This window comes from Actinophytocola sp., from assembly GCF_036555685.1.
Lineage (GTDB): Bacteria > Actinomycetota > Actinomycetes > Mycobacteriales > Pseudonocardiaceae > Actinophytocola.
Genome location: NZ_DATBKY010000305.1, coordinates 1 through 18,102, shown reverse-complemented (window position 1 = coordinate 18,102; position 18,102 = coordinate 1). Strand labels below are relative to the sequence as shown.

Below are 18,102 nucleotides of genomic sequence, written 5' to 3'. Positions count from 1 at the left end.
GACGCCGTCGTGTGCCGGGCCGACCGCGAGGTGCCGAGCGGGCTCAAGCGCAAGATCGCGCTCATGTGCGACGTCGACATCGACGCCGTCGTGGCCGCGCCGGACGCGCCGTCGATCTACGACATCCCCAAGGTGCTGCACAGCGAGGGCCTCGACGCCTATGTCGTGCGCCGCCTCGGGCTGCCGTTCCGGGACGTCGACTGGACCGTGTGGGGCGACCTGCTCTCGCGTGTGCACAGTCCGAAGGAGACGGTCCGGATCGCGGTGGTCGGCAAGTACGTCGACCTGCCGGACGCCTACCTGTCGGTCACCGAGGCGCTGCGCGCGGGCGGGTTCGCGCACCGCGCCAAGGTCGAGGTCGTCTGGGTCCCGTCGGACACCTGCGAGACGCCGGCCGGCGCCACGGCCCAGCTGTCCGGTTTGGACGGTGTGCTGATCCCCGGCGGGTTCGGCGTGCGGGGCATCGAGGGCAAGATCGGCGCGATCCGGCACGCTCGCGAGCACGGGATCCCCACGCTGGGTCTGTGCCTCGGTCTGCAGTGCATGGTCATCGAGACCGCCCGCCACCTGGCCGGCATCGCCGACGCCAACTCCTCGGAGTTCGACGAGACCACCGAACACCCGGTCATCAGCACGATGGCCGACCAGCAGGACGTCGTCGCCGGCGAGCGCGACATGGGCGGCACGATGCGGCTCGGCGCCTACCCGGCCCGGCTCGAGGCGGGCTCGGTCGTGGCCGCCGCGTACGGGACCCGCGAGGTGTCCGAGCGGCACCGGCACCGCTACGAGGTCAACAACGCCTACCGCGCCAAGCTGGGCAAGGCCGGCGTCCGGTTCTCCGGCCTGTCGCCGGACGAGCGGCTGGTCGAGTTCGTCGAGCTGCCCCCCGAGACGCACCCGTTCTTCGTCGGCACCCAGGCGCACCCCGAGCTCAAGAGCCGGCCGACCCGCCCGCACCCGCTGTTCGCCGGCTTCGTGAAGGCGGCGCTGGCCTACCGCGCCGCCGAGCGGCTGCCGGTCGAGCTGCCCGAGCCGCTGGGGGCGAGCTCTTGACCGAGCCCGGCCGGCACAACTTCGAGGTCCGCTCCTCCGAGTACCTCTACGACGGCAGCATCGTCGCGCTGCGCGTCGACGACGTGTCGATGCCCGGCGGCCGCACCGCCAAGCGGGAGGTCGTGGAGCACTACGGCGCCGTCGCGATCCTGGCCCTCGACGAGGACGACCACGTCACGCTGATCCACCAGTACCGCCACCCGATCGGCAGGCGGACCTGGGAGCTGCCCGCCGGGCTGCTCGACAAGCCCGGCGAGGACCCGGTGGAAACCGCGCGCCGCGAGCTCGTCGAGGAGGTCGGTCTCACCGCGGGGGACTGGTCGGTGCTCGTCGACGTCGCGGCCTCGCCCGGGTTCACCGACGAGGTGGTCCGCGTCTACCTCGCCACCGACCTCGCCGCCGTCGAGCGGCAGGTCGAGGGCGACGAGGAGGCGGACCTCGTGGCCGAGCGGTTGCCGCTCGACGAGGCCGTGCGCATGGTGTTCACCGGCGAGGTGGTGAACGCGTCGACGATCGGTGGCCTGCTCGCCGCCCACGCGATGAAGACCATGCTGCTGCCGATCCGCCCGGCCGACGCGCCGTGGCGCGACATGCCGACGAGGCTGCCGCGCCGTCGGCAGGGCGGTGACTGACGATCGCGTGGGCCTGGTAGGCCTGGCCCGTCAGATGACCTCCAGGTCCCGCTCGATGGCGGCCAGCTCCTCCGGCGTGCCCTGCACCTTCGGGCCCTTGAACCAGCGGCGGGCCGACGTGGCCCACCAGATCCCGGCGAACCCGAGGACCACGAGCACGGCGATCGGTGTGTAGTTGAACGTCGTCACCGTGATCGGGTTGACCTGCGGCAGCATGAACAGGATCGTGATGATGCCGACCCAGACCACGGCGATCGTGCCGACGATCTTGCTCCACCGGCCGAGGTGCCACGGACCGCGCTCGAACGCGTCGCCCTGGCGCAGCCGCAGGAACGTCGGCAGCACGTAGGCGATGTACAGGCCGATGACCGCGATCGAGGTCACCGCCGCGTACGCCGTGTTGTTCCACAGGTAGGGCAGGCCGAGCACGAACGCGCCGCCCGCGGCCAGCCACACGGCGTTCGTCGGGGTCCGGGTGCGCTTGTTCACCCGGTGCCAGAACGCCGAGGCCGGCAGCGCGCCGTCGCGCGAGAACGCGTAGATCATCCGCGAGTTTGCGGTGACCGACGACATGCCGCAGAACAGCTGCGCGCCGATCGCGATCAGCAGCAGCAGCTTGCCGCCGGTCGAGCCGACCGCGTCGATGAAGATCTGTGCCGGCGGCACCGCGGTCGCCGTGCCGGTCGCGCTCTCGTAGCTCTGGATCGCGAACGTCAGACCGATCAGCAGCACCCAGCCGGCGATCAGCGACACGACGATCGACATGACGATGCCGCGGGGACCGCTGCGGGCGGCGTCGTGCGTCTCCTCGGTCATGTGCGCGCTCGCGTCGTACCCGGTCAGCGTGTACTGGGCGAGCAGCAGGCCGAGCAGGCAGACGTACAGCGTCGACGCCCAGCCGGTGTTGTTGACGAAGTGGCCGAACACGAACGACGCCGACTGGTGCTGGTCGGGCACGAACGCCAGCACGAGCACGATGATCAGCACGCCGATCACGTGCCACCACACGCTGATGTCGTTGAGCCGCGCGACGAGCCGCACACCGAACGTGTTCAGCAGCCCGTGGACGACGAGGATGATGCCGAACAGCAGGATCGTGTTGCCCGGTGTCGCGTCGAACCCGAACTGCAGGTTGAGGAACGCGTTGAGGAAGAACGCCGCGCCGAAGTCGATGCCGGCGGTCACCGCCACCTGGCCGAGGAAGTTGAACCAGCCCGTGAACCACGACCACGCGGCGGCGTTGCGGCGGGCGAGCTTCGCGGCCCAGTAGTACAGGCCGCCCGCGGTCGGGAAGCTCGAGCAGACCTCGGCCATGGCGAGGCCGACCATCAGGGTCAGCAGGCCGACGATCGGCCAGCCCCACACGATGACGACCGGGCCGCCGGTGTTGAGGCCGAACCCGTACAGCGTGAGGCAGCCGGACAGGATCGAGATGATCGTGAACGAGACGGCGAAGTTCGAGAATCCGGACATGCGGCGGGCGAGCTCCTGGGCGTACCCGAGCTCGTGGAGCCGCGTCTCATCGTGGTTGGCGGGTGCAGGTTCGGCCGCCATGGCCTGCGGGCTGTCGGATGTCACGGGGCCTCCTCTGGTGCCAATGGGCCAGGAGCAGTCCTTTGGGTCGGCTGGGGGCTACAGTTCTCGTACGGTGCTCGTTGGTACGCCAGAGTGCACCCGTGTAAAAACGGCGTCAATGGTTCAGACGGGATCCTTTGGAGGTCGTCTCATGGGACACCGCGACGGCTTGCTCAACCCCCAGCGCCTCCGCGAGCTGGTTGACCAGGGTGCTGTCGACACCGTGCTCGTGGCCATGACCGACATGCAGGGCCGGCTGCAGGGCAAGCGATGTGCCGCCGAGTACTTCCTCAACGAGGTCGTGCCGCACGCCACCGAGGCCTGCAACTACCTGCTGGCGGTCGACGTGGACATGAACACGGTCGACGGCTACTCGATGTCCTCGTGGGAGCGGGGGTACGGGGACTTCGTGCTCCGCCCCGACATGTCGACACTTCGGCTCGTGCCGTGGCACGCCAACACCGCGCTCGTGCTCGCCGACATCGAGTGGGTCGAGGGCGGCCCCGTGCCGGCCTCGCCGCGCCAGGTGCTGCGCCGCCAGCTCGACCGCCTCGCCGAGCGCGACCTCGCCGCGTACGTCGGCACCGAGCTCGAGTTCATCGTGTTCGACGACTCCTACGAGGACGCCTGGACGAAGGCCTACCGCGACCTGACCCCGGCCAACCAGTACAACGTGGACTACTCGATGCTCGGCACCGGCCGGCTCGAGCCGCTGCTGCGCGACATCCGCAACGGCATGACCGGCGCCGGCATGTACGTCGAGTCCGCCAAGGGGGAGTGCAACCCCGGCCAGCACGAGATCGCCTTCCGGTACGCCGACGCGCTGACCACTTGCGACAACCACAGCGTCTACAAGACCGGCGCCAAGGAGATCGCCGCGCGGCATGGCAAGAGCCTGACGTTCATGGCCAAGTACAACGAGCGCGAGGGCAACTCCTGCCACATCCACATCTCGCTGCGCGGCACCGACGGCGCCACGTCGCTCGCCGGGGACGGGCCGCACGGGTTCTCGAAGCTGATGGAGCACTTCCTCGCCGGCCAGCAGGCGCTGCTGCGCGAGCTCACCTACTTCTTCGCGCCGAACATCAACTCCTACAAGCGGTTCGCGTCGGGCAGCTTCGCCCCGACCGCCGTCGCGTGGGGCATGGACAACCGCACGTGCGCGTTGCGCGTCGTCGGCCACGGCGACTCGCTGCGGGTGGAGAACCGGGTGCCCGGCGGGGACGTGAACCCCTACCTCGCGGTGGCCGCCCTGGTCGCCGCCGGGCTGCACGGGATCGAGAACGAGCTGCCGCTGGAGCCGGAGTTCGTCGGCAACGCGTACGAGTCCGACAAGCCGCACGTGCCCTCAACGCTGCGGGCCGCGGCCGAGCTGCTCGCGGAGAGCAAGCACGCGCGCGCCGCCTTCGGCGACGACGTCGTCGACCACTATCTCAACAACGCGCGCGTGGAGCTCGCCGCCTACGACGCGGCGGTCACCGACTGGGAGAAGTTCCGTGGCTTCGAACGGCTCTAGCCCGCTCATCGGGATCAGCGCCTACCTCGAGCAGACCCGGTTCGGAGTCTGGGACGTCCCGTCGGCCGTCCTGCCCCGCGGCTACCTCGACGGGGTGGTCACCGCGGGCGGCACGCCGGTCCTGCTCCCACCCGTCGGGGCGTGGACCGCTGACCTGCTGTCCCGGTTGGACGGTCTGGTCGTCGCGGGTGGCGCGGACATCGACCCCGCCGCCTACGGCGCCGAGCGGCGGATCGAGTCCGGGCCGCCGCGGCCGGACCGGGACGGCAGCGAGCGGCGGCTAGTGGCGCTCGCGCTCGAGCTCGGCCTGCCGCTGCTCGGCGTCTGCCGGGGCATGCAGATGCTGAACGTCGTCCTCGGCGGCACGCTGCACCAGCACCTGCCGGACGAGGTCGGCAACCACGACCACCTGCCGATGCCCGGCACGTTCGGCCGGGTACCGGTGAAGGTGGCCGCCGGCAGCCGGCTCGCGGGGATCCTAGGCGAGCAGGTCGATGTCCACTGCCACCACCACCAGTCGCTCGACCGGCTCGGCGACGGGCTCGTGCCGGTCGCGTGGGCGGGCGACGGGACCGTGGAAGGCGTCGAGCTGCCCGGCCGCTTCGCGATCGGCGTGCAGTGGCATCCGGAGGAGGACGGGCCCGCCTGGCAGCTGTTCGCGGCACTCGTGGGGGAGGCGAAGACGTGACGGAAGTGATCAACCCGACCACCGAGGAGGTGGTCACGACCGTGCCGCCGACGTCGGCCGCCGACACCGACGCCGCGATCGAGCGGGCCCACCGCGCGCGGCCGGCGTGGCGGGACGTGGCGCCGGGCGACCGGGCGCGGCTGCTGCGCCGCTTCGCCGACGCCGTCGACGCCGACATCGAGAACCTCGCCGCGCTCGAGGTCGCCAACTCCGGCCACACCATCGGCAACGCCCGCTGGGAGGCCGGCAACGTCCGCGACGTGCTGCACTACTACGCCGCCGCGCCGGAACGGCTGTTCGGCAGGCAGATCCCGGTGCCGGGCGGGGTCAACCTCACCTTCGCCGAGCCGCTGGGCGTCGTCGGCGTGATCGTGCCGTGGAACTTCCCGATGCCGATCGCCGGCTGGGGTTTCGCGCCCGCGCTCGCGGCCGGCAACACCGTCGTGCTCAAGCCGGCCGAGCTGACCCCGATGACCGCGCTGCGACTCGGCGAGCTCGCCCGCGAGGCCGGCCTGCCCGCCGACGTGTTCCAGGTCGTGCCCGGCAAGGGCTCGGTCGTGGGCCGGCGGTTCGTCGAGAACCCGTTGGTGCGCAAGGTCGTGTTCACCGGATCCACCGAGGTAGGCCGGCAGATCATGGCCGGCTGCGCCGCGCAGGTGAAGCGGGTGACGCTCGAGCTCGGCGGCAAGAACGCCAACGTCGTGTTCGCCGACGCCGACCTCGAGGCGGCGGCCGCCACCGCCCCGTACGGGGTGTTCGACAACGCCGGCCAGGACTGCTGCGCACGGTCGCGGATCCTCGTGCAGCGCAGCGTGTTCGACCGGTTCCTCGAGCTGCTCGAGCCGGCCGTGCACGGCGTCGTCGTCGGGGACCCGGCCGACGAGAAGACCGAGATGGGTCCGCTCATCTCCGCCGCGCACCACGCGTCCGTCTCGTCCTATGTGGACGACAGCGTCGAGGTGGCGTTCCGCGGCAGCGCGCCGGCCGGCCCCGGCTTCTGGTTCCCGCCGACCGTCGTCCTGCCGCGCACCCCGGCCGACCGCGTGGTCGTCGAGGAGGTGTTCGGACCGGTCGTCACCGTGCAGCCGTTCGACGACGAGGCCGACGCCCTGCGGATGGCCAACGACACCGAGTACGGCCTGTCCGGCTCGATCTGGACCCGCGACGTCGGGCGCGCGATGCGCGTGGCGCGCGGCGTCGAGGCCGGCAACCTGTCGGTGAACTCGCACTCGTCGGTCCGCTACTGGACGCCGTTCGGCGGCGTGAAGCAGTCGGGTCTCGGCCGCGAGCTCGGACCGGACGCGCTGGACGCGTTCACCGAGACCAAGAACGTGTTCATCTCGACGGAGGGGGAGTCGTGAACCGTCTGCAGGACCGGGTCGCCGTGGTGACCGGGGCGGCGAGCGGGATCGGCCTCGCGACCGCCCGGCGCTTCGCCGAGGAGGGGGCGCGCGTGGTCGCCGTCGACCTCACCACGGACGCGATCGAGACGCTGGCCAAGGAGGTCGACGGTGCCGCGATCACCTGCGACGTCACCGACGAGGCGGCCGTCGAGGCGATGTTCGACCAGGTCGCGCGCACGCACGGGAGCGTGGACGTGGCGTTCAACAACGCCGGCATCTCCCCGCCCGAGGACGACTCGATCCTCACCACCGGCGTCGAGGTGTGGGAGCGGGTGCAGCGGGTCAACCTGACCTCGGTGTACCTGTGCTGCAAGTACGTGCTGCCACACATGCGCCGGCAAGGCCGCGGCTCGATCATCAACACCGCCTCGTTCGTCGCCGTGATGGGCGCGGCCACCTCGCAGATCTCGTACTCCGCCTCGAAGGGCGGCGTGCTGTCGATGACGCGCGAGCTGGGCGTGCAGTTCGCCCGCGAGGGCATCCGGGTCAACGCGCTGTGCCCCGGCCCGGTCAACACGCCGCTCCTGCAGGAGCTGTTCGCCTCCGACCCCGAGCGGGCGCAGCGGCGGCTCGTGCACGTCCCCATGGGACGGTTCGCGGAGGCGTCGGAGATCGCGGCCGCGGTCGCGTTCCTCGCGAGCGACGACGCCTCGTTCATCACCGCGTCGTCGTTCCTCGTGGACGGTGGCATCTCCGGCGCCTACGTGACGCCGATCTAGGGCCATGTCCACCACCGTGCGGTCCGCGTCGGCCGCGGTGTTCCGTCCGGTTCGCACGCGCAACGCGTTCGAGGAGACCGTCGAGCGGCTGCTGCAGGCGATCCGGCTCGGCGTGGTGGGACCGGGGGAGCGGCTGCCGGCCGAGCGGGAGCTCGCCGCACGGTTGTGCGTGAGCCGGGTGACGCTGCGCGAGGCGATCCGCGCGGTCGCGGACGCGGGCTACGTCGAGTCGCGGCGCGGCCGCTACGGCGGCACGTTCGTCGTCGGCACCCTGCCGGACGCGCCCGTCCCCGATCCGTCCGATGTGGACATGGAGGACGTGCTGACGATGCGCCGGGTGCTGGAGACCGGCGCCGCGGAGACGGCCGCGGCCCGCGCGCTGACGCCGGCGGAGCGCCGGCACCTGATGGCCGCGCTCACCGACGTGGACGCCGTCGGTATCGGCTCGGCCGACGAGTACCGCCGCCGCGACTCGCGGCTGCACCTGGCGATCGCGGAGGTCACCGCGGCGCCGTCGCTGATGACCGCGGTGGCCGACGTGCGCAGCCGGGTGAACGAGCTCCTCGACGCGATCCCGTTGCTGGCCACCAATATCGAGCACTCGAACGTCCAGCACCGCACGATCGTGTCGGCCATCCTGTCCGGCGACCCGGCCGGCGCGCGCGGCGCGATGGCCGAGCACCTCGAGGGCACGGCCGCGCTCCTGCGTGCGTTCCTCTAGATCCGCAGTGGCCGGCCGTACACGTCGGTGCCGCCGCCGGCGAGCATGATGATGCCGTCGATGATCGACCAGATCACGCCGACGCCGATGAACATCGTGAACAGCTGCGCGAGCGCGATCCCCGTGTGCCCGGTGTAGAACCGGCCCACGCCGAACGGGAAGACGATCTGCAGCACGCCCGCCACCACCCGGTAGCGGTCGGACTCCTCGTACTCCACGACCGCGCGCTGCGGGTACACCGGCACCGCGACCGCCTCGACCGGACGGGCGGGCGGCAGCATGAACGCCGGGTACGGCGCGGGCAGGTCGCTGAACAGCGGCCGCAGCTCACCGCGCGTCCGGGCCTCGACGGCCCTGCCGACGCGCTCCTCGTACTCGCCGAGCTCCAACCGGCCTTCCGAGAGGTGGTCGCCGAGGACCTTGACGGCCTCCTCACGCTCGCGTGTGCCGATGCGAAGCTCGTCCGATCCGGCCGGTTCGCTCACCCGCCCCACGATACGTCAGCGGCGCCACGCCAAGCCGAATGACGCACAACCGCAGCGTGCCCGGAATAGGCTGGGCCGCCCAGGGAGGTGCCATGATCGAGCGTCCGGTCGCACCGGCCCTCGCCGCCGCGGTCGACGGCTACCTCGATCATCTCGCCGTCGAACGTGGCACGGCCCGCAACACGCTCGACGGCTACACCCGCGACCTGCGCCGCTACGCCGCCCACCTCACCGCCGCGGGCGCACGTGATCTCTCGGCGGTGACCGAGGCCGACGTCTCCGCCTTCCTGGCCGTGCTCCGCGAGGGCGACGTCGCGCATCCCCCGCTGGCGGCGTCGTCCGCGGCCCGCGCGCTCGTCGCCGTGCGCGGCCTGCACAAGTTCGCCGTCCGCGAGGGCCTGGTCGACCTCGACCCGGCCCGCGAGGTCCGGCCGCCGGCCGCGCCGCGCCGGCTGCCCAAGGCGCTCCCCGTCGACGACGTCGTGCGGCTGCTCGACACCCCGGGCGTCGAGACCGCGGGGGCGCTGCGGGACCGCGCGCTGCTGGAGGTCCTGTACTCGACCGGGGCGCGCATCTCCGAGGCGGTCGGCCTGGACCTCGACGACGTCGACGCCCACGAGCGGACCGTGCTGCTCGACGGAAAGGGCGGCAAGCAGCGGCTGGTGCCGATCGGCCGCCCCGCCCTGGACGCGCTGGACGCCTACCTGGTGCGGGCCCGGCCCGGGCTGGCCACCCACGGCCGCGGCACGCCGGCGGTGTTCCTCAACATGCGCGGCGGCCGGCTGTCCCGGCAGAGCGCGTGGCAGGTGCTGAAGATGACCGCGGAACGGGCCGGCATCGCGGCGTCGGTGTCGCCGCACACGCTGCGCCACTCGTTCGCCACCCACCTGCTGGAGGGCGGCGCGGACGTCCGCGTGGTGCAGGAGCTGCTGGGTCACGCGTCGGTCACCACCACGCAGATCTACACCCTGGTCACGGTCAACACCCTGCGCGAGATCTACGCGACGGCCCACCCGCGAGCCCGCGGTTAGCGGTCCGCCTGGGGGATCGACGTGCGACTCGGCCAACACTTTTAATTCCGGCGAGGCGCAACGGCGAGCCTCTTTGCCGCCCGCACCAGGCGATCTCTAAGCTTCGGCGCACAGCGGACGACAAGGAGCTAGGTCCATATGTCGACATTTCATCCCTCGGAGCTCAGCATCGCCCCCCGGGCGGCCTCCGACGAGGACGAGGCGCTCGACGAAAGCCCCAACGGCGCACTCGGACCCACCGGCCGCCCGAAGCGGCACATCCCGGAACCGCCCCTGCTCAACGGGCACGGTCCGGCGAAGGTGCTCGCACTCTGCAACCAGAAGGGCGGCGTCGGCAAGACCACGTCCACGATCAACCTCGGCGCGGCGCTGACCGAGTTCGGCCGGCGCGTGCTCATCGTCGACTTCGACCCGCAGGGTGCGCTCTCGGTCGGCCTCGGCATCCCCGCCCACCAGCTCGAACGCACGATCTACAACGTCATCATCGAGCGGTCGGCGAGCGTCGGCGACGCCGTGATCCGCACCGGCGTCGACAACATGGACCTGCTGCCGAGCAACATCGACCTGTCCGCGGCCGAGGTCCAGCTGGTCGCCGAGGTGGGCCGCGAGCACACGCTGGTCCGCGCGTTGCGCCCGGTCGTCGACCACTACGACTACATCCTCATCGACTGCCAGCCCTCGCTCGGCCTGCTCACGGTCAACGCGCTCGCGGCCGCCGACGGCGTGCTGATCCCGCTGGAGTGCGAGTTCTTCAGCCTGCGCGGGGTGGCGCTGCTCATCGACACCATCGAGAAGGTGCGTGAGCGGCTCAACCCGAAGCTCGAGATCACCGGCATCCTCGCGACCATGTTCGACCCGCGCACGCTGCACTCGCGCGAGGTCATCCAGCGTGTCGTCGAGCGCTTCCAGGACGTCGTGTTCGACACCGTGATAAACCGGACGGTCCGATTCCCGGAGACCACGGTCGCCGGCGCGCCGATCACCGTCTGGGCGCCGCGCTCCGCCGGCGCGAAGGCCTACCGCCAGCTGGCTCGAGAAGTGATCGCCCGCGAAGTGGCGCACGCACGGTGAACCGCCGAGCCTCGTTGCCGGGGGCGGCGGAACTGTTCAGATCCACGGGGCCGACCGAGGAGTGGTTCGATCACGGCCGGCCTACGACCACGAACAACGGGCACTCGGCGGGCCACCACGCCGTCACCACGCCGCGGCGGGGCACCCCGCGGCAGAAGCACACCGCGAAGATCACGGTCTACGTCTCCGACGAGGAGCTGCTCGCGCTCGAGCACGCGCGGCTGGCGCTGCGCGCGACGCACGGACTCGCTGTCGACCGCGGCCGGGTGGTGCGCGAGGCCATCGCGATGGTGCTCGCCGACCTGGAGGAGCGCGGCGAGGACTCGGTGCTGGTGCGACGATTGCGTCATGACACCGGGAAGTAGTGCTTGTTGATCTCATCGGCCTCCGACGCTCCGGAAGAGTCGGCGCCCACGCGGTTCACCGTGCGGTTGTCGAACTTCGAGGGTCCGTTCGACCTGCTGCTGCAGCTGATCTCCCAGCACGAGCTGGACGTCACCGAGGTCGCGTTGCACCAGGTCACGGACGACTTCATCGCCCACCTGCACCAGGCGGGCGACGACTGGAACCTGGACGAGACCACGGAGTTCCTGGTGGTCGCGGCGACGCTGCTCGACCTGAAGGCCGCGCGCCTGCTGCCCACGGGCGACGTCGAGGACGAGGAGGACCTGGCGCTGCTGGAGGCGCGCGACCTGCTGTTCGCGCGGTTGCTGCAGTACCGGGCGTACAAGCAGGTGGCCGCGCTCTTCGCGGAGCTGGAGCAGGGTGCGCTGCGGCGCTACCCGCGGTCGGTGGCGTTGGAGGACCGGTTCTCGTCGCTGCTCCCGGAGGTCATGCTGGGCGTGAGCCCGGACCGGTTCGCCGAGCTCGCGGCGGCGGTCTTCCGGCCGAAGCCGCCGCCGACGGTCTCGATCGAGCACCTGCACATGGGCAAGGTGTCGGTGCGGGAGCACGCGAAGGTCTTGCGGGTTCGGCTCGCGACGACGGGTCGCGCCTCGTTCGGCGAGCTGGTGGCCGACTGCGAGCACAGCGTGGAGGTCGTGGCGCGCTTTCTGGCGCTGCTGGACCTGTACAAGGAGGACGTGGTCGCGTTCGAGCAGGAGGAGGCGCTGGCCGAGCTCCACGTGCAGTGGACCGGCGGCAGCGCCGAGGACGCGACGGCCGCCGCCGATGACGTCGTCGGCGACGAGGAGGAGGAGTACGGGTGAGCTCACCGCAGGAGCCGCGGCCGGTCACGGGGCCGGCCGCGGACGCGGACCCACCGACCGAGGTGGTCGACGACCTACCGGCGACGGACGCGCCGCCCCGCGAGCCCGAAGGCGAACCGGAGTCGGCCGGCCCGGAGGCACTGCACGACGCCGACCCGCCCACGGCGGTGGAGCCCGGTGAGGCCGAGCCGCCTTCGGATGTGGAACCGGAAGAGGCCGAACAACCGGATCCCGGTGCCGAGCCGACGGCGAGTGAGCCGGTCGCCGAGCCGGCGGCCGAATCCGGGGCGCTGCACGACGCCGATCCACCGACCGAGGCCCTGCCGCCGGCGGTCGGCGACGCACCAGTGGAGCCTCCCGAGCAGGCGGGCGAGCCGGAGTCGGCGGGCCCCGGAGAGCTCCACGACGCGGACCCGCCCACCGAGCCCGAGGGCGAGGAGGTCGAGTCTGACGAGCTTCCCCGGCTCGGCGACGAGGAGCTCGAGAAGGCGCTCGAGGCCCTTCTCCTGGTCGTGGACTCGCCCGTGGAGGAGGACGTGCTCGCCAACGCGGTCGGCGCCGAGCTCGTGCGCGTGACCGAGACGCTCGGGCGCATGGCCACGACTCTCGCCGAGCACGAGCGCGGGTTCGACCTGCGCCGCGCCGGCGGAGGCTGGCGGTTCTACACCCGAGACAAGTACGCGCCCTACGTCGAGAAGATGCTCCTCGACGGGCAGCGCGCCAAGCTCACCCGTGCCGCCCTCGAGACGCTCGCCGTCATCGCCTACCGCCAGCCCGTGACCCGCGCGCGCGTGGCCGCCGTCCGCGGGGTCAACTGCGACGGCGTGATCCGCACGCTCCTCGCGCGCGGCCTCGTCGAGGAGACCGGTACCGATGTCGAGACCGGCGGCTTCCTCTACCGCACCACGGAACTATTCCTCGAGCGCCTCGGCCTCTCCTCCCTCGAGGACCTGCCGCCGATCGCGCCGCTGCTGCCCGAAGTGGATGCCATCGATGATGTCTGACGACGGAATCCGCCTGCAGAAGGTGCTCGCCCAGGCCGGGGTCGCGAGCCGCCGCGCCGCGGAGGAGCTCATCGCGCAGGGCCGGGTCAGCGTGAACGGCGAGGTGGTCAGCGAGTTCGGTCGCCGTGTCGACCCGGACACCGCCGTGATCCACGTGGACGGCGTCCGCGTCGTCGTGCGCGACGACCTCGTCTACCTCGCGCTCAACAAGCCGCGCGGCGTGCACACCACGATGTCCGACGACCGCGGCCGCCCGAGCGTCGGCGACTACGTCCGCGACCGCAAGGAGCGCCTCTTCCACGTCGGCCGCCTCGACGCCGAGACCGAAGGCCTGCTGCTGCTCACCAACGACGGCGAGCTCGCCCACCGCCTCATGCACCCGTCCTACGTCGTGCTCAAGACCTACCTCGCCGAGGTCAAGGCCCCCGTCGCGCGCGACGTCGGCCGCAGGCTGCGCGAGGGCATCGAGCTCGAGGACGGGCCCGTGCGGGTCGACTCCTTCAAGGTCGTGGACTCCACGGCCGGCAAGGCGCTCGTCGAGGTCGTGCTGCACGAGGGCCGCAACCACATCGTGCGCCGGCTGCTCGCCGAAATCGGCCACCCCGTCCGCAAGCTCGTCCGCACCCGGATCGGCGACGTCCGGCTCGGCAACCAGCGCCCCGGCTCGCTGCGCGCGCTGAACCGGCAGGAGATCGGGTCGCTCTACGCCGCCGTCGGCCTCTGATGACCTGGGTCCGGCCGATCGACCGAGCCTGGGTCGTGCGCAGCGAGGTGCCCGGCCCGGACGTCGACGAGTTCGCCGAACCCGACCGCATCGTCGCCGCGCTGCGCCGGACCGGCGCGCGCACCCTGCTCGCCGTCCAGCACCCGCACCGCACGCCGGCCGCGCGTGCCCGCGGGCTGCACCTGCTCGACGCGCTGCCGGACGCCCGCGCCACTCTCGCCGTGCTGCTGCGCACCGACTACCGCGAGGTCACCGACGTCGTCGCACCGTACGAAGTGGACGGTCCGGACGGGACGGCGTGCGGGCTGCTGTGCATGGTCGACCCGGCCGCCGTGGACGCCGAGGGGATCGGCCGCGTGCGGCACAGCGAGGAGGTCTACCCGGAGGTCGTCGCCGAGCGGGCCGAGGCGCTGACCGGGCTCGGCTGCGCGACGAGCGCGGCGATGCTGGTCTCGGTCGGCGACCGCGACGAGCTCACCGGCACGATCCGGGACGCGACCGCGGACACCCCGCCCGCGGTATCCACAGTGGACTCCAAGGGCAGGCGGCACCGGCTGTGGCTGCTCGGCCCCGGCGCGGAACGCGAGCGGGTGCTGGCCGCGGCCGCCGAGAATCCGCTGATGGTCGCGGACGGCAACCACCGTGTCGCCGCCGCGGCCGCCGCCGGCCTGACCGGGATGCTCGCGCTCGTGACCGCCGGTCCGGCGCTGCGAATCGGCCCGTTCCACCGCGTGCTCACCGGCACCGGCCTGACCGTCGCCGACCTCGAGAAGGCGTGGCGCGACCACGGCCTCGACGTCACCCGGACGGACGGCGCCGACCCGCCGGCGCAGCCCGGCACGACCGTCGTCCGATGTCCACAGGGGACGCTTACGGTGCGGCTGCCCGACGGGATGGAGCACGCCGTCGTGGAGGACGTGCTGATCCGCGACGCGCTCGGTATCGACCCCGAGGGCGCGCACGTCCGCCCGCTCGCCGGTGACCGGTCCCCACCGTCCACAGCGGACGCCGTGCTGCTGCTCGCCCCCGTCCCGCTCGCCGAGGTCCTCGCCGTGCACGCCGCGGGGGAGCGGATGCCCCGCAAGAGCACCTACTTCACGCCCAAGCCGCGCTCAGGTCTCCTGATGGCGGATCTGGGCGCGCGTCGCCCGTAGCCGCGGCACCGTCAGCCGCGCCACCGGCTCGACGACCCGCGCGGCCACCGGGCCGAGGATCCCCATCACCAGGACGTACGCGGTGGTCAGCGCGGCCAGCCGGTGGTCGACCACACCCGCGGACACCGCGAGCCCCGCGATGACGATCGAGAACTCGCCCCGCGCCACGAGCGCGGCGCCGGCCCGGGCCCGGCCCATCGAACCGATGCCCTGCCGCTTCGCCGCCCACCAGCCGGTCCCGACCTTGGTGACCGTCGTGACCAGCGCCAGCAGCACGGCCGCGCCCAGCACGGGCGGGATCGTCGACGGCACCGTGTTCAACCCGAACACCACGAAGAACATCGCCGCGAACAGGTCCCGCAGCGGCTCCAGCATCCGGGCGGCGTTCTGCGCGGTCGACCCGGAGATCGCGATGCCGAGCAGGAACGCGCCGACCGCCGCCGACACCTGCAGCTCCTGCGCGAAGCCCGCGACGAGCAGCGCGGCACCCAGCACGCGCAACAGGAACACCTCGGGGATCTTGCTGTCCACGATCTTGGACACGTACCGCCCGTACCGCAACGCGAGCAGCAGCACGAGCGTCACGACGACGAGCGAGACACCGATCGCGGTCAGCCCGCCCAGCAGCGTCGCGCCGGCCAGCACCGCGGTGAGGATCGGCAGGTAGGCGGCCATCGCGAGGTCCTCGAGCACGAGGATCGACAGCACCACCGGCGTCTCCCGGTTACCCAGCCGGCCCAGCTCACCGAGCACCTTCGCGACGATCCCCGACGACGAGATGTAGGTGACGCCGGCCATCGCCAGCGCGCCGACCGGGCCCCAGCCGAGCACCAGCGCCACCACCGCACCCGGTGTCGCATTCAGCACGATGTCGACGAGCCCGGCGAGCCACGACCGGCGCAGGCCGGTGACGAGCTCGGCGGCCGAGTACTCCAGCCCCAGCAGGAGCAGCAGCAGGACGACGCCGATCTCGCTCGCTAGGTCGGTGAACTCGGTGACGCCGGAGAGCGGGACCAGCCCGCCGCTGCCGAAGAAGAGGCCGCCGAGCAGGTAAAACGGGATGGGGGAGATGCCGATCTTCCACGCGAGCCGGCCGAGGATGCCGAGCCCGAAGAAGATCGCGCCCAGCTCGATCAGCGCGATCGCGGATTCGTGCACGGGCCGTTACCCCTTGTCGAGGACGGCGGCCGCCTTGGCCAAACCTTCGGTGGTGCCGACGGTGATCAGCGCGTCGCCACCGCCGAGCACGAAGTCCGGCCGCGGCGACGGGTGCACGGCGCCCGCGCGCACGACCGCCACCACGGAGACCGCGGTTCGCGTGCGCAGCTGGGTGTCGCCGAGCGTGCGCCCGTCGTAGGGGGAGGCGTGCAGGACGGACAGTTGCTTGGTGTGCACGCCGGTAAGGGCGTCGTTCTCCTTGCGCAGGTCCGAGACCAGCTGCGGCGCGCCGAGCAGGCCGGCGAGCGCGCCCGCCTCGTCGACCGACAGCGGGATCGACGCGGTACACGCGTCCGGATCGTCCTCCCGGGAGACGATCAGCTCGAGCCGGCCGTCCCGGTAGGTGATGACGCCGATCCGGCGGCCCGCGCGCGACACGAAGTCCGTGCGCGTGCCGATCCCTGGCAAGGGTGTGACCTCTACATTCACCACGTCGGGTTAACGACCCGCCCCCGGCCTTTCTTCCCGAGCGGGGCGGTCCTAACGTGGACGCGATCTAGTTGCCGGTTCAAGGAGCCATGATGGCCGCTCGTACCAAGTTCGTCCTCGATGAAGCCGACATGCCCACACAGTGGTACAACGTCGTGGCCGATCTGCCGGAGCCGCCCCCGCCACCACTGCACCCGGGCACGGGCGAGCCGGTCGGTCCCGACGACCTCGCCCCGCTGTTCCCGATGGCGCTGATCCTGCAGGAGGTCAGCGCGGATCGGTACATCCCGATCCCGGAGGAGGTCCAGGAGGTCTACCGGCTGTGGCGGCCCTCGCCGCTGTTCCGCGCGCACCGGCTGGAGAAGGCGCTCGGTACGCCCGCGCGGATCTACTACAAGTACGAGGGTGTCAGCCCGGTCGGGTCGCACAAGCCGAACACCGCTGTGCCGCAGGCGTTCTACAACGCCGCCGAGGGCGTCACGAAGCTGACCACCGAGACGGGCGCGGGGCAGTGGGGGAGCGCGCTGGCGTTCGCGTGCGCGCAGTACGGCCTCGAGTGCGAGGTCTGGCAGGTGCGCGCGTCGTACGACCAGAAGCCGTACCGCAAGATCATGATGGAGACGTTCGGCGCGACCGTCCACCCGAGCCCGTCGGACCTGACGAACTCCGGGCGGGCCGTGCTCAAGGAGCACCCGGACTCGACGGGCTCGCTGGGCATCGCGATCAGCGAGGCGGTCGAGATGGCCGCGGCTGATCCGGCCACCCGCTATGCGCTGGGCAGCGTGCTCAACCACGTGCTGATGCACCAGACGATCATCGGCGAGGAGGCCCTGCGCCAGTTCGAGCTGGCGGGCGACACGCCGGATGTCATCGTCGGCTGCACGGGGGGCGGGTCGAACTTCGGCGGGCTCGCGTTCCCGTTCCTGCGGGAGAAGATGGCGGGTCGCATGGCGCCGGCCATTCGCGCGGTCGAGCCGGCGGCGTGCCCGTCGCTGACGCGCGGCACGTACGCGTACGACTTCGGCGACACCGCCGGGCTCACGCCGCTGCTGAAGATGCACACGCTGGGCCACGACTTCATCCCGGACCCGATTCACGCGGGCGGGCTGCGGTACCACGGGATGTCGCCGCTGCTGTCGCACATCGTGTCGCTCGGCCTGGTGGACGCCGTGGCGATCGGCCAGAACGAGTGCTTCGCGGCGGGCGTCCGGTTCGCGCGGGCGGAGGGCATCGTCCCGGCGCCGGAGCCGACGCACGCGCTGGCCGAATGCGTGCGGGAGGCGTTGCGCTGCAAGGAGACCGGCGAGGAGAAGGTGATCCTGACGGCGCTGTGCGGGCACGCGCACCTGGACCTGCCGGCGTACGCGAACTACCTCTCCGGTGAGATGGTGGACCGTGAGCTGACGGACGACGAGCTCAAGCAGGCAATGGCCACGATCCCCATGTCGTGACGCGCCCCGTGCCGGCCCCC

The 18,102-nt window shown here is 71.8% G+C and carries 19 protein-coding genes; 15 read left to right on the top strand and 4 right to left on the bottom strand.

The window, feature by feature from the left end:
- Both pyrG and VH969_RS32065 read left to right on the top strand, forming a co-directional pair.
- On the top strand, nt 1-1,053 hold a 1,053-nt coding region (gene pyrG / locus VH969_RS32070; protein ID WP_331981184.1), incomplete at its 5' end, for a CTP synthase.
- Complete coding sequence (locus VH969_RS32065; RefSeq protein ID WP_331981181.1) at nt 1,050-1,685, top strand: NUDIX domain-containing protein; 636 nt, start codon at nt 1,050-1,052, stop codon at nt 1,683-1,685. The genes pyrG and VH969_RS32065, both read left to right, overlap by 4 nt.
- 30 nt (nt 1,686-1,715) lie before the next feature.
- Here the strand turns inward: VH969_RS32065 and VH969_RS32060 are convergent, their stop codons facing one another.
- Nucleotides 1,716-3,239: an amino acid permease gene (locus VH969_RS32060; RefSeq protein ID WP_331981193.1), complete on the bottom strand. Its 1,524-nt coding sequence runs from the start codon at nt 3,237-3,239 to the stop codon at nt 1,716-1,718.
- Nucleotides 3,240-3,411: 172 nt separating this feature from the next.
- Between VH969_RS32060 and VH969_RS32055 the strand changes: the two genes are divergently transcribed.
- Genes VH969_RS32055 through VH969_RS32035 form a run of 5 tightly spaced genes read left to right on the top strand, consistent with a single transcriptional unit; the run spans nt 3,412 to nt 8,307 of the window.
- The gene (locus VH969_RS32055; protein WP_331981178.1) at nt 3,412-4,776 is read left to right on the top strand and encodes a glutamine synthetase family protein; all 1,365 of its coding nucleotides are present in this window, start codon (nt 3,412-3,414) and stop codon (nt 4,774-4,776) included.
- The gene (locus VH969_RS32050; protein ID WP_331981175.1) at nt 4,757-5,464 is read left to right on the top strand and encodes a gamma-glutamyl-gamma-aminobutyrate hydrolase family protein; all 708 of its coding nucleotides are present in this window, start codon (nt 4,757-4,759) and stop codon (nt 5,462-5,464) included. Before VH969_RS32055 ends, VH969_RS32050 begins: the two co-directional genes overlap by 20 nt.
- On the top strand, nt 5,461-6,825 hold the full coding sequence (locus VH969_RS32045; RefSeq protein ID WP_331981172.1) for an aldehyde dehydrogenase family protein: 1,365 nt from the start codon (nt 5,461-5,463) through the stop codon (nt 6,823-6,825). The genes VH969_RS32050 and VH969_RS32045 overlap by 4 nt, the downstream gene beginning before the upstream one ends.
- Nucleotides 6,822-7,586 carry a 3-oxoacyl-ACP reductase gene (locus VH969_RS32040; protein WP_331981169.1) on the top strand — a complete coding sequence of 255 codons (765 nt, stop codon included), beginning with the start codon at nt 6,822-6,824 and terminating at the stop codon, nt 7,584-7,586. The genes VH969_RS32045 and VH969_RS32040 overlap by 4 nt, the downstream gene beginning before the upstream one ends.
- 4 nt (nt 7,587-7,590) lie before the next feature.
- Nucleotides 7,591-8,307 carry a FadR/GntR family transcriptional regulator gene (locus tag VH969_RS32035; RefSeq protein WP_331981166.1) on the top strand — a complete coding sequence of 239 codons (717 nt, stop codon included), beginning with the start codon at nt 7,591-7,593 and terminating at the stop codon, nt 8,305-8,307.
- Here the strand turns inward: VH969_RS32035 and VH969_RS32030 are convergent.
- The gene (locus VH969_RS32030) at nt 8,304-8,792 is read right to left on the bottom strand and encodes a DUF1707 domain-containing protein (protein WP_331981163.1); all 489 of its coding nucleotides are present in this window, start codon (nt 8,790-8,792) and stop codon (nt 8,304-8,306) included. The genes VH969_RS32035 and VH969_RS32030 overlap by 4 nt on opposite strands.
- Before the next feature lie 92 nt (nt 8,793-8,884).
- Here VH969_RS32030 and xerD point away from each other — a divergent pair, with 92 nt between their 5' ends.
- The 7 genes from xerD (at nt 8,885) to VH969_RS31995 (ending at nt 14,984) form a co-directional block, all read left to right on the top strand.
- Nucleotides 8,885-9,823 (top strand): site-specific tyrosine recombinase XerD, encoded by a 939-nt coding sequence (gene xerD / locus VH969_RS32025; protein ID WP_331981160.1) that lies wholly within the window; start codon nt 8,885-8,887, stop codon nt 9,821-9,823.
- Between the two features lie 138 nt (nt 9,824-9,961).
- Entirely contained in the window at nt 9,962-10,894 is a 933-nt protein-coding gene (locus tag VH969_RS32020) for a ParA family protein (RefSeq protein ID WP_331981158.1), read from the top strand.
- The gene (locus VH969_RS32015) at nt 10,891-11,259 is read left to right on the top strand and encodes a hypothetical protein (protein WP_331981156.1); all 369 of its coding nucleotides are present in this window, start codon (nt 10,891-10,893) and stop codon (nt 11,257-11,259) included. The genes VH969_RS32020 and VH969_RS32015 overlap by 4 nt, the downstream gene beginning before the upstream one ends.
- A 6-nt stretch (nt 11,260-11,265) precedes the next feature.
- Complete coding sequence (locus VH969_RS32010) at nt 11,266-12,102, top strand: segregation and condensation protein A (protein WP_331981154.1); 837 nt, start codon at nt 11,266-11,268, stop codon at nt 12,100-12,102.
- Complete coding sequence (gene scpB, locus VH969_RS32005; RefSeq protein ID WP_414638645.1) at nt 12,099-13,106, top strand: SMC-Scp complex subunit ScpB; 1,008 nt, start codon at nt 12,099-12,101, stop codon at nt 13,104-13,106. The genes VH969_RS32010 and scpB overlap by 4 nt, the downstream gene beginning before the upstream one ends.
- Nucleotides 13,087-13,830 carry a pseudouridine synthase gene (locus VH969_RS32000; RefSeq protein ID WP_414638644.1) on the top strand — a complete coding sequence of 248 codons (744 nt, stop codon included), beginning with the start codon at nt 13,087-13,089 and terminating at the stop codon, nt 13,828-13,830. Before scpB ends, VH969_RS32000 begins: the two co-directional genes overlap by 20 nt.
- On the top strand, nt 13,827-14,984 hold the full coding sequence (locus tag VH969_RS31995; RefSeq protein WP_331981187.1) for a DUF1015 family protein: 1,158 nt from the start codon (nt 13,827-13,829) through the stop codon (nt 14,982-14,984). Before VH969_RS32000 ends, VH969_RS31995 begins: the two co-directional genes overlap by 4 nt.
- On the opposite strand, the gene VH969_RS31990 is transcribed toward VH969_RS31995, so the two are convergent.
- Nucleotides 14,943-16,142: a cation:proton antiporter gene (locus VH969_RS31990; protein WP_331981150.1), complete on the bottom strand. Its 1,200-nt coding sequence runs from the start codon at nt 16,140-16,142 to the stop codon at nt 14,943-14,945. The genes VH969_RS31995 and VH969_RS31990 overlap by 42 nt on opposite strands.
- A 6-nt stretch (nt 16,143-16,148) precedes the next feature.
- Nucleotides 16,149-16,631, bottom strand: a complete 483-nt coding sequence (locus VH969_RS31985; protein WP_331981148.1) for a cation:proton antiporter regulatory subunit — start codon at nt 16,629-16,631, stop codon at nt 16,149-16,151.
- A 92-nt stretch (nt 16,632-16,723) separates the two neighbouring features.
- On the opposite strand from VH969_RS31985, the gene VH969_RS31980 reads away from it, so the two are divergent.
- The gene (locus tag VH969_RS31980; RefSeq protein WP_331981146.1) at nt 16,724-18,082 is read left to right on the top strand and encodes a TrpB-like pyridoxal phosphate-dependent enzyme; all 1,359 of its coding nucleotides are present in this window, start codon (nt 16,724-16,726) and stop codon (nt 18,080-18,082) included.
- Nucleotides 18,083-18,102: the final 20 nt, after the last annotated feature.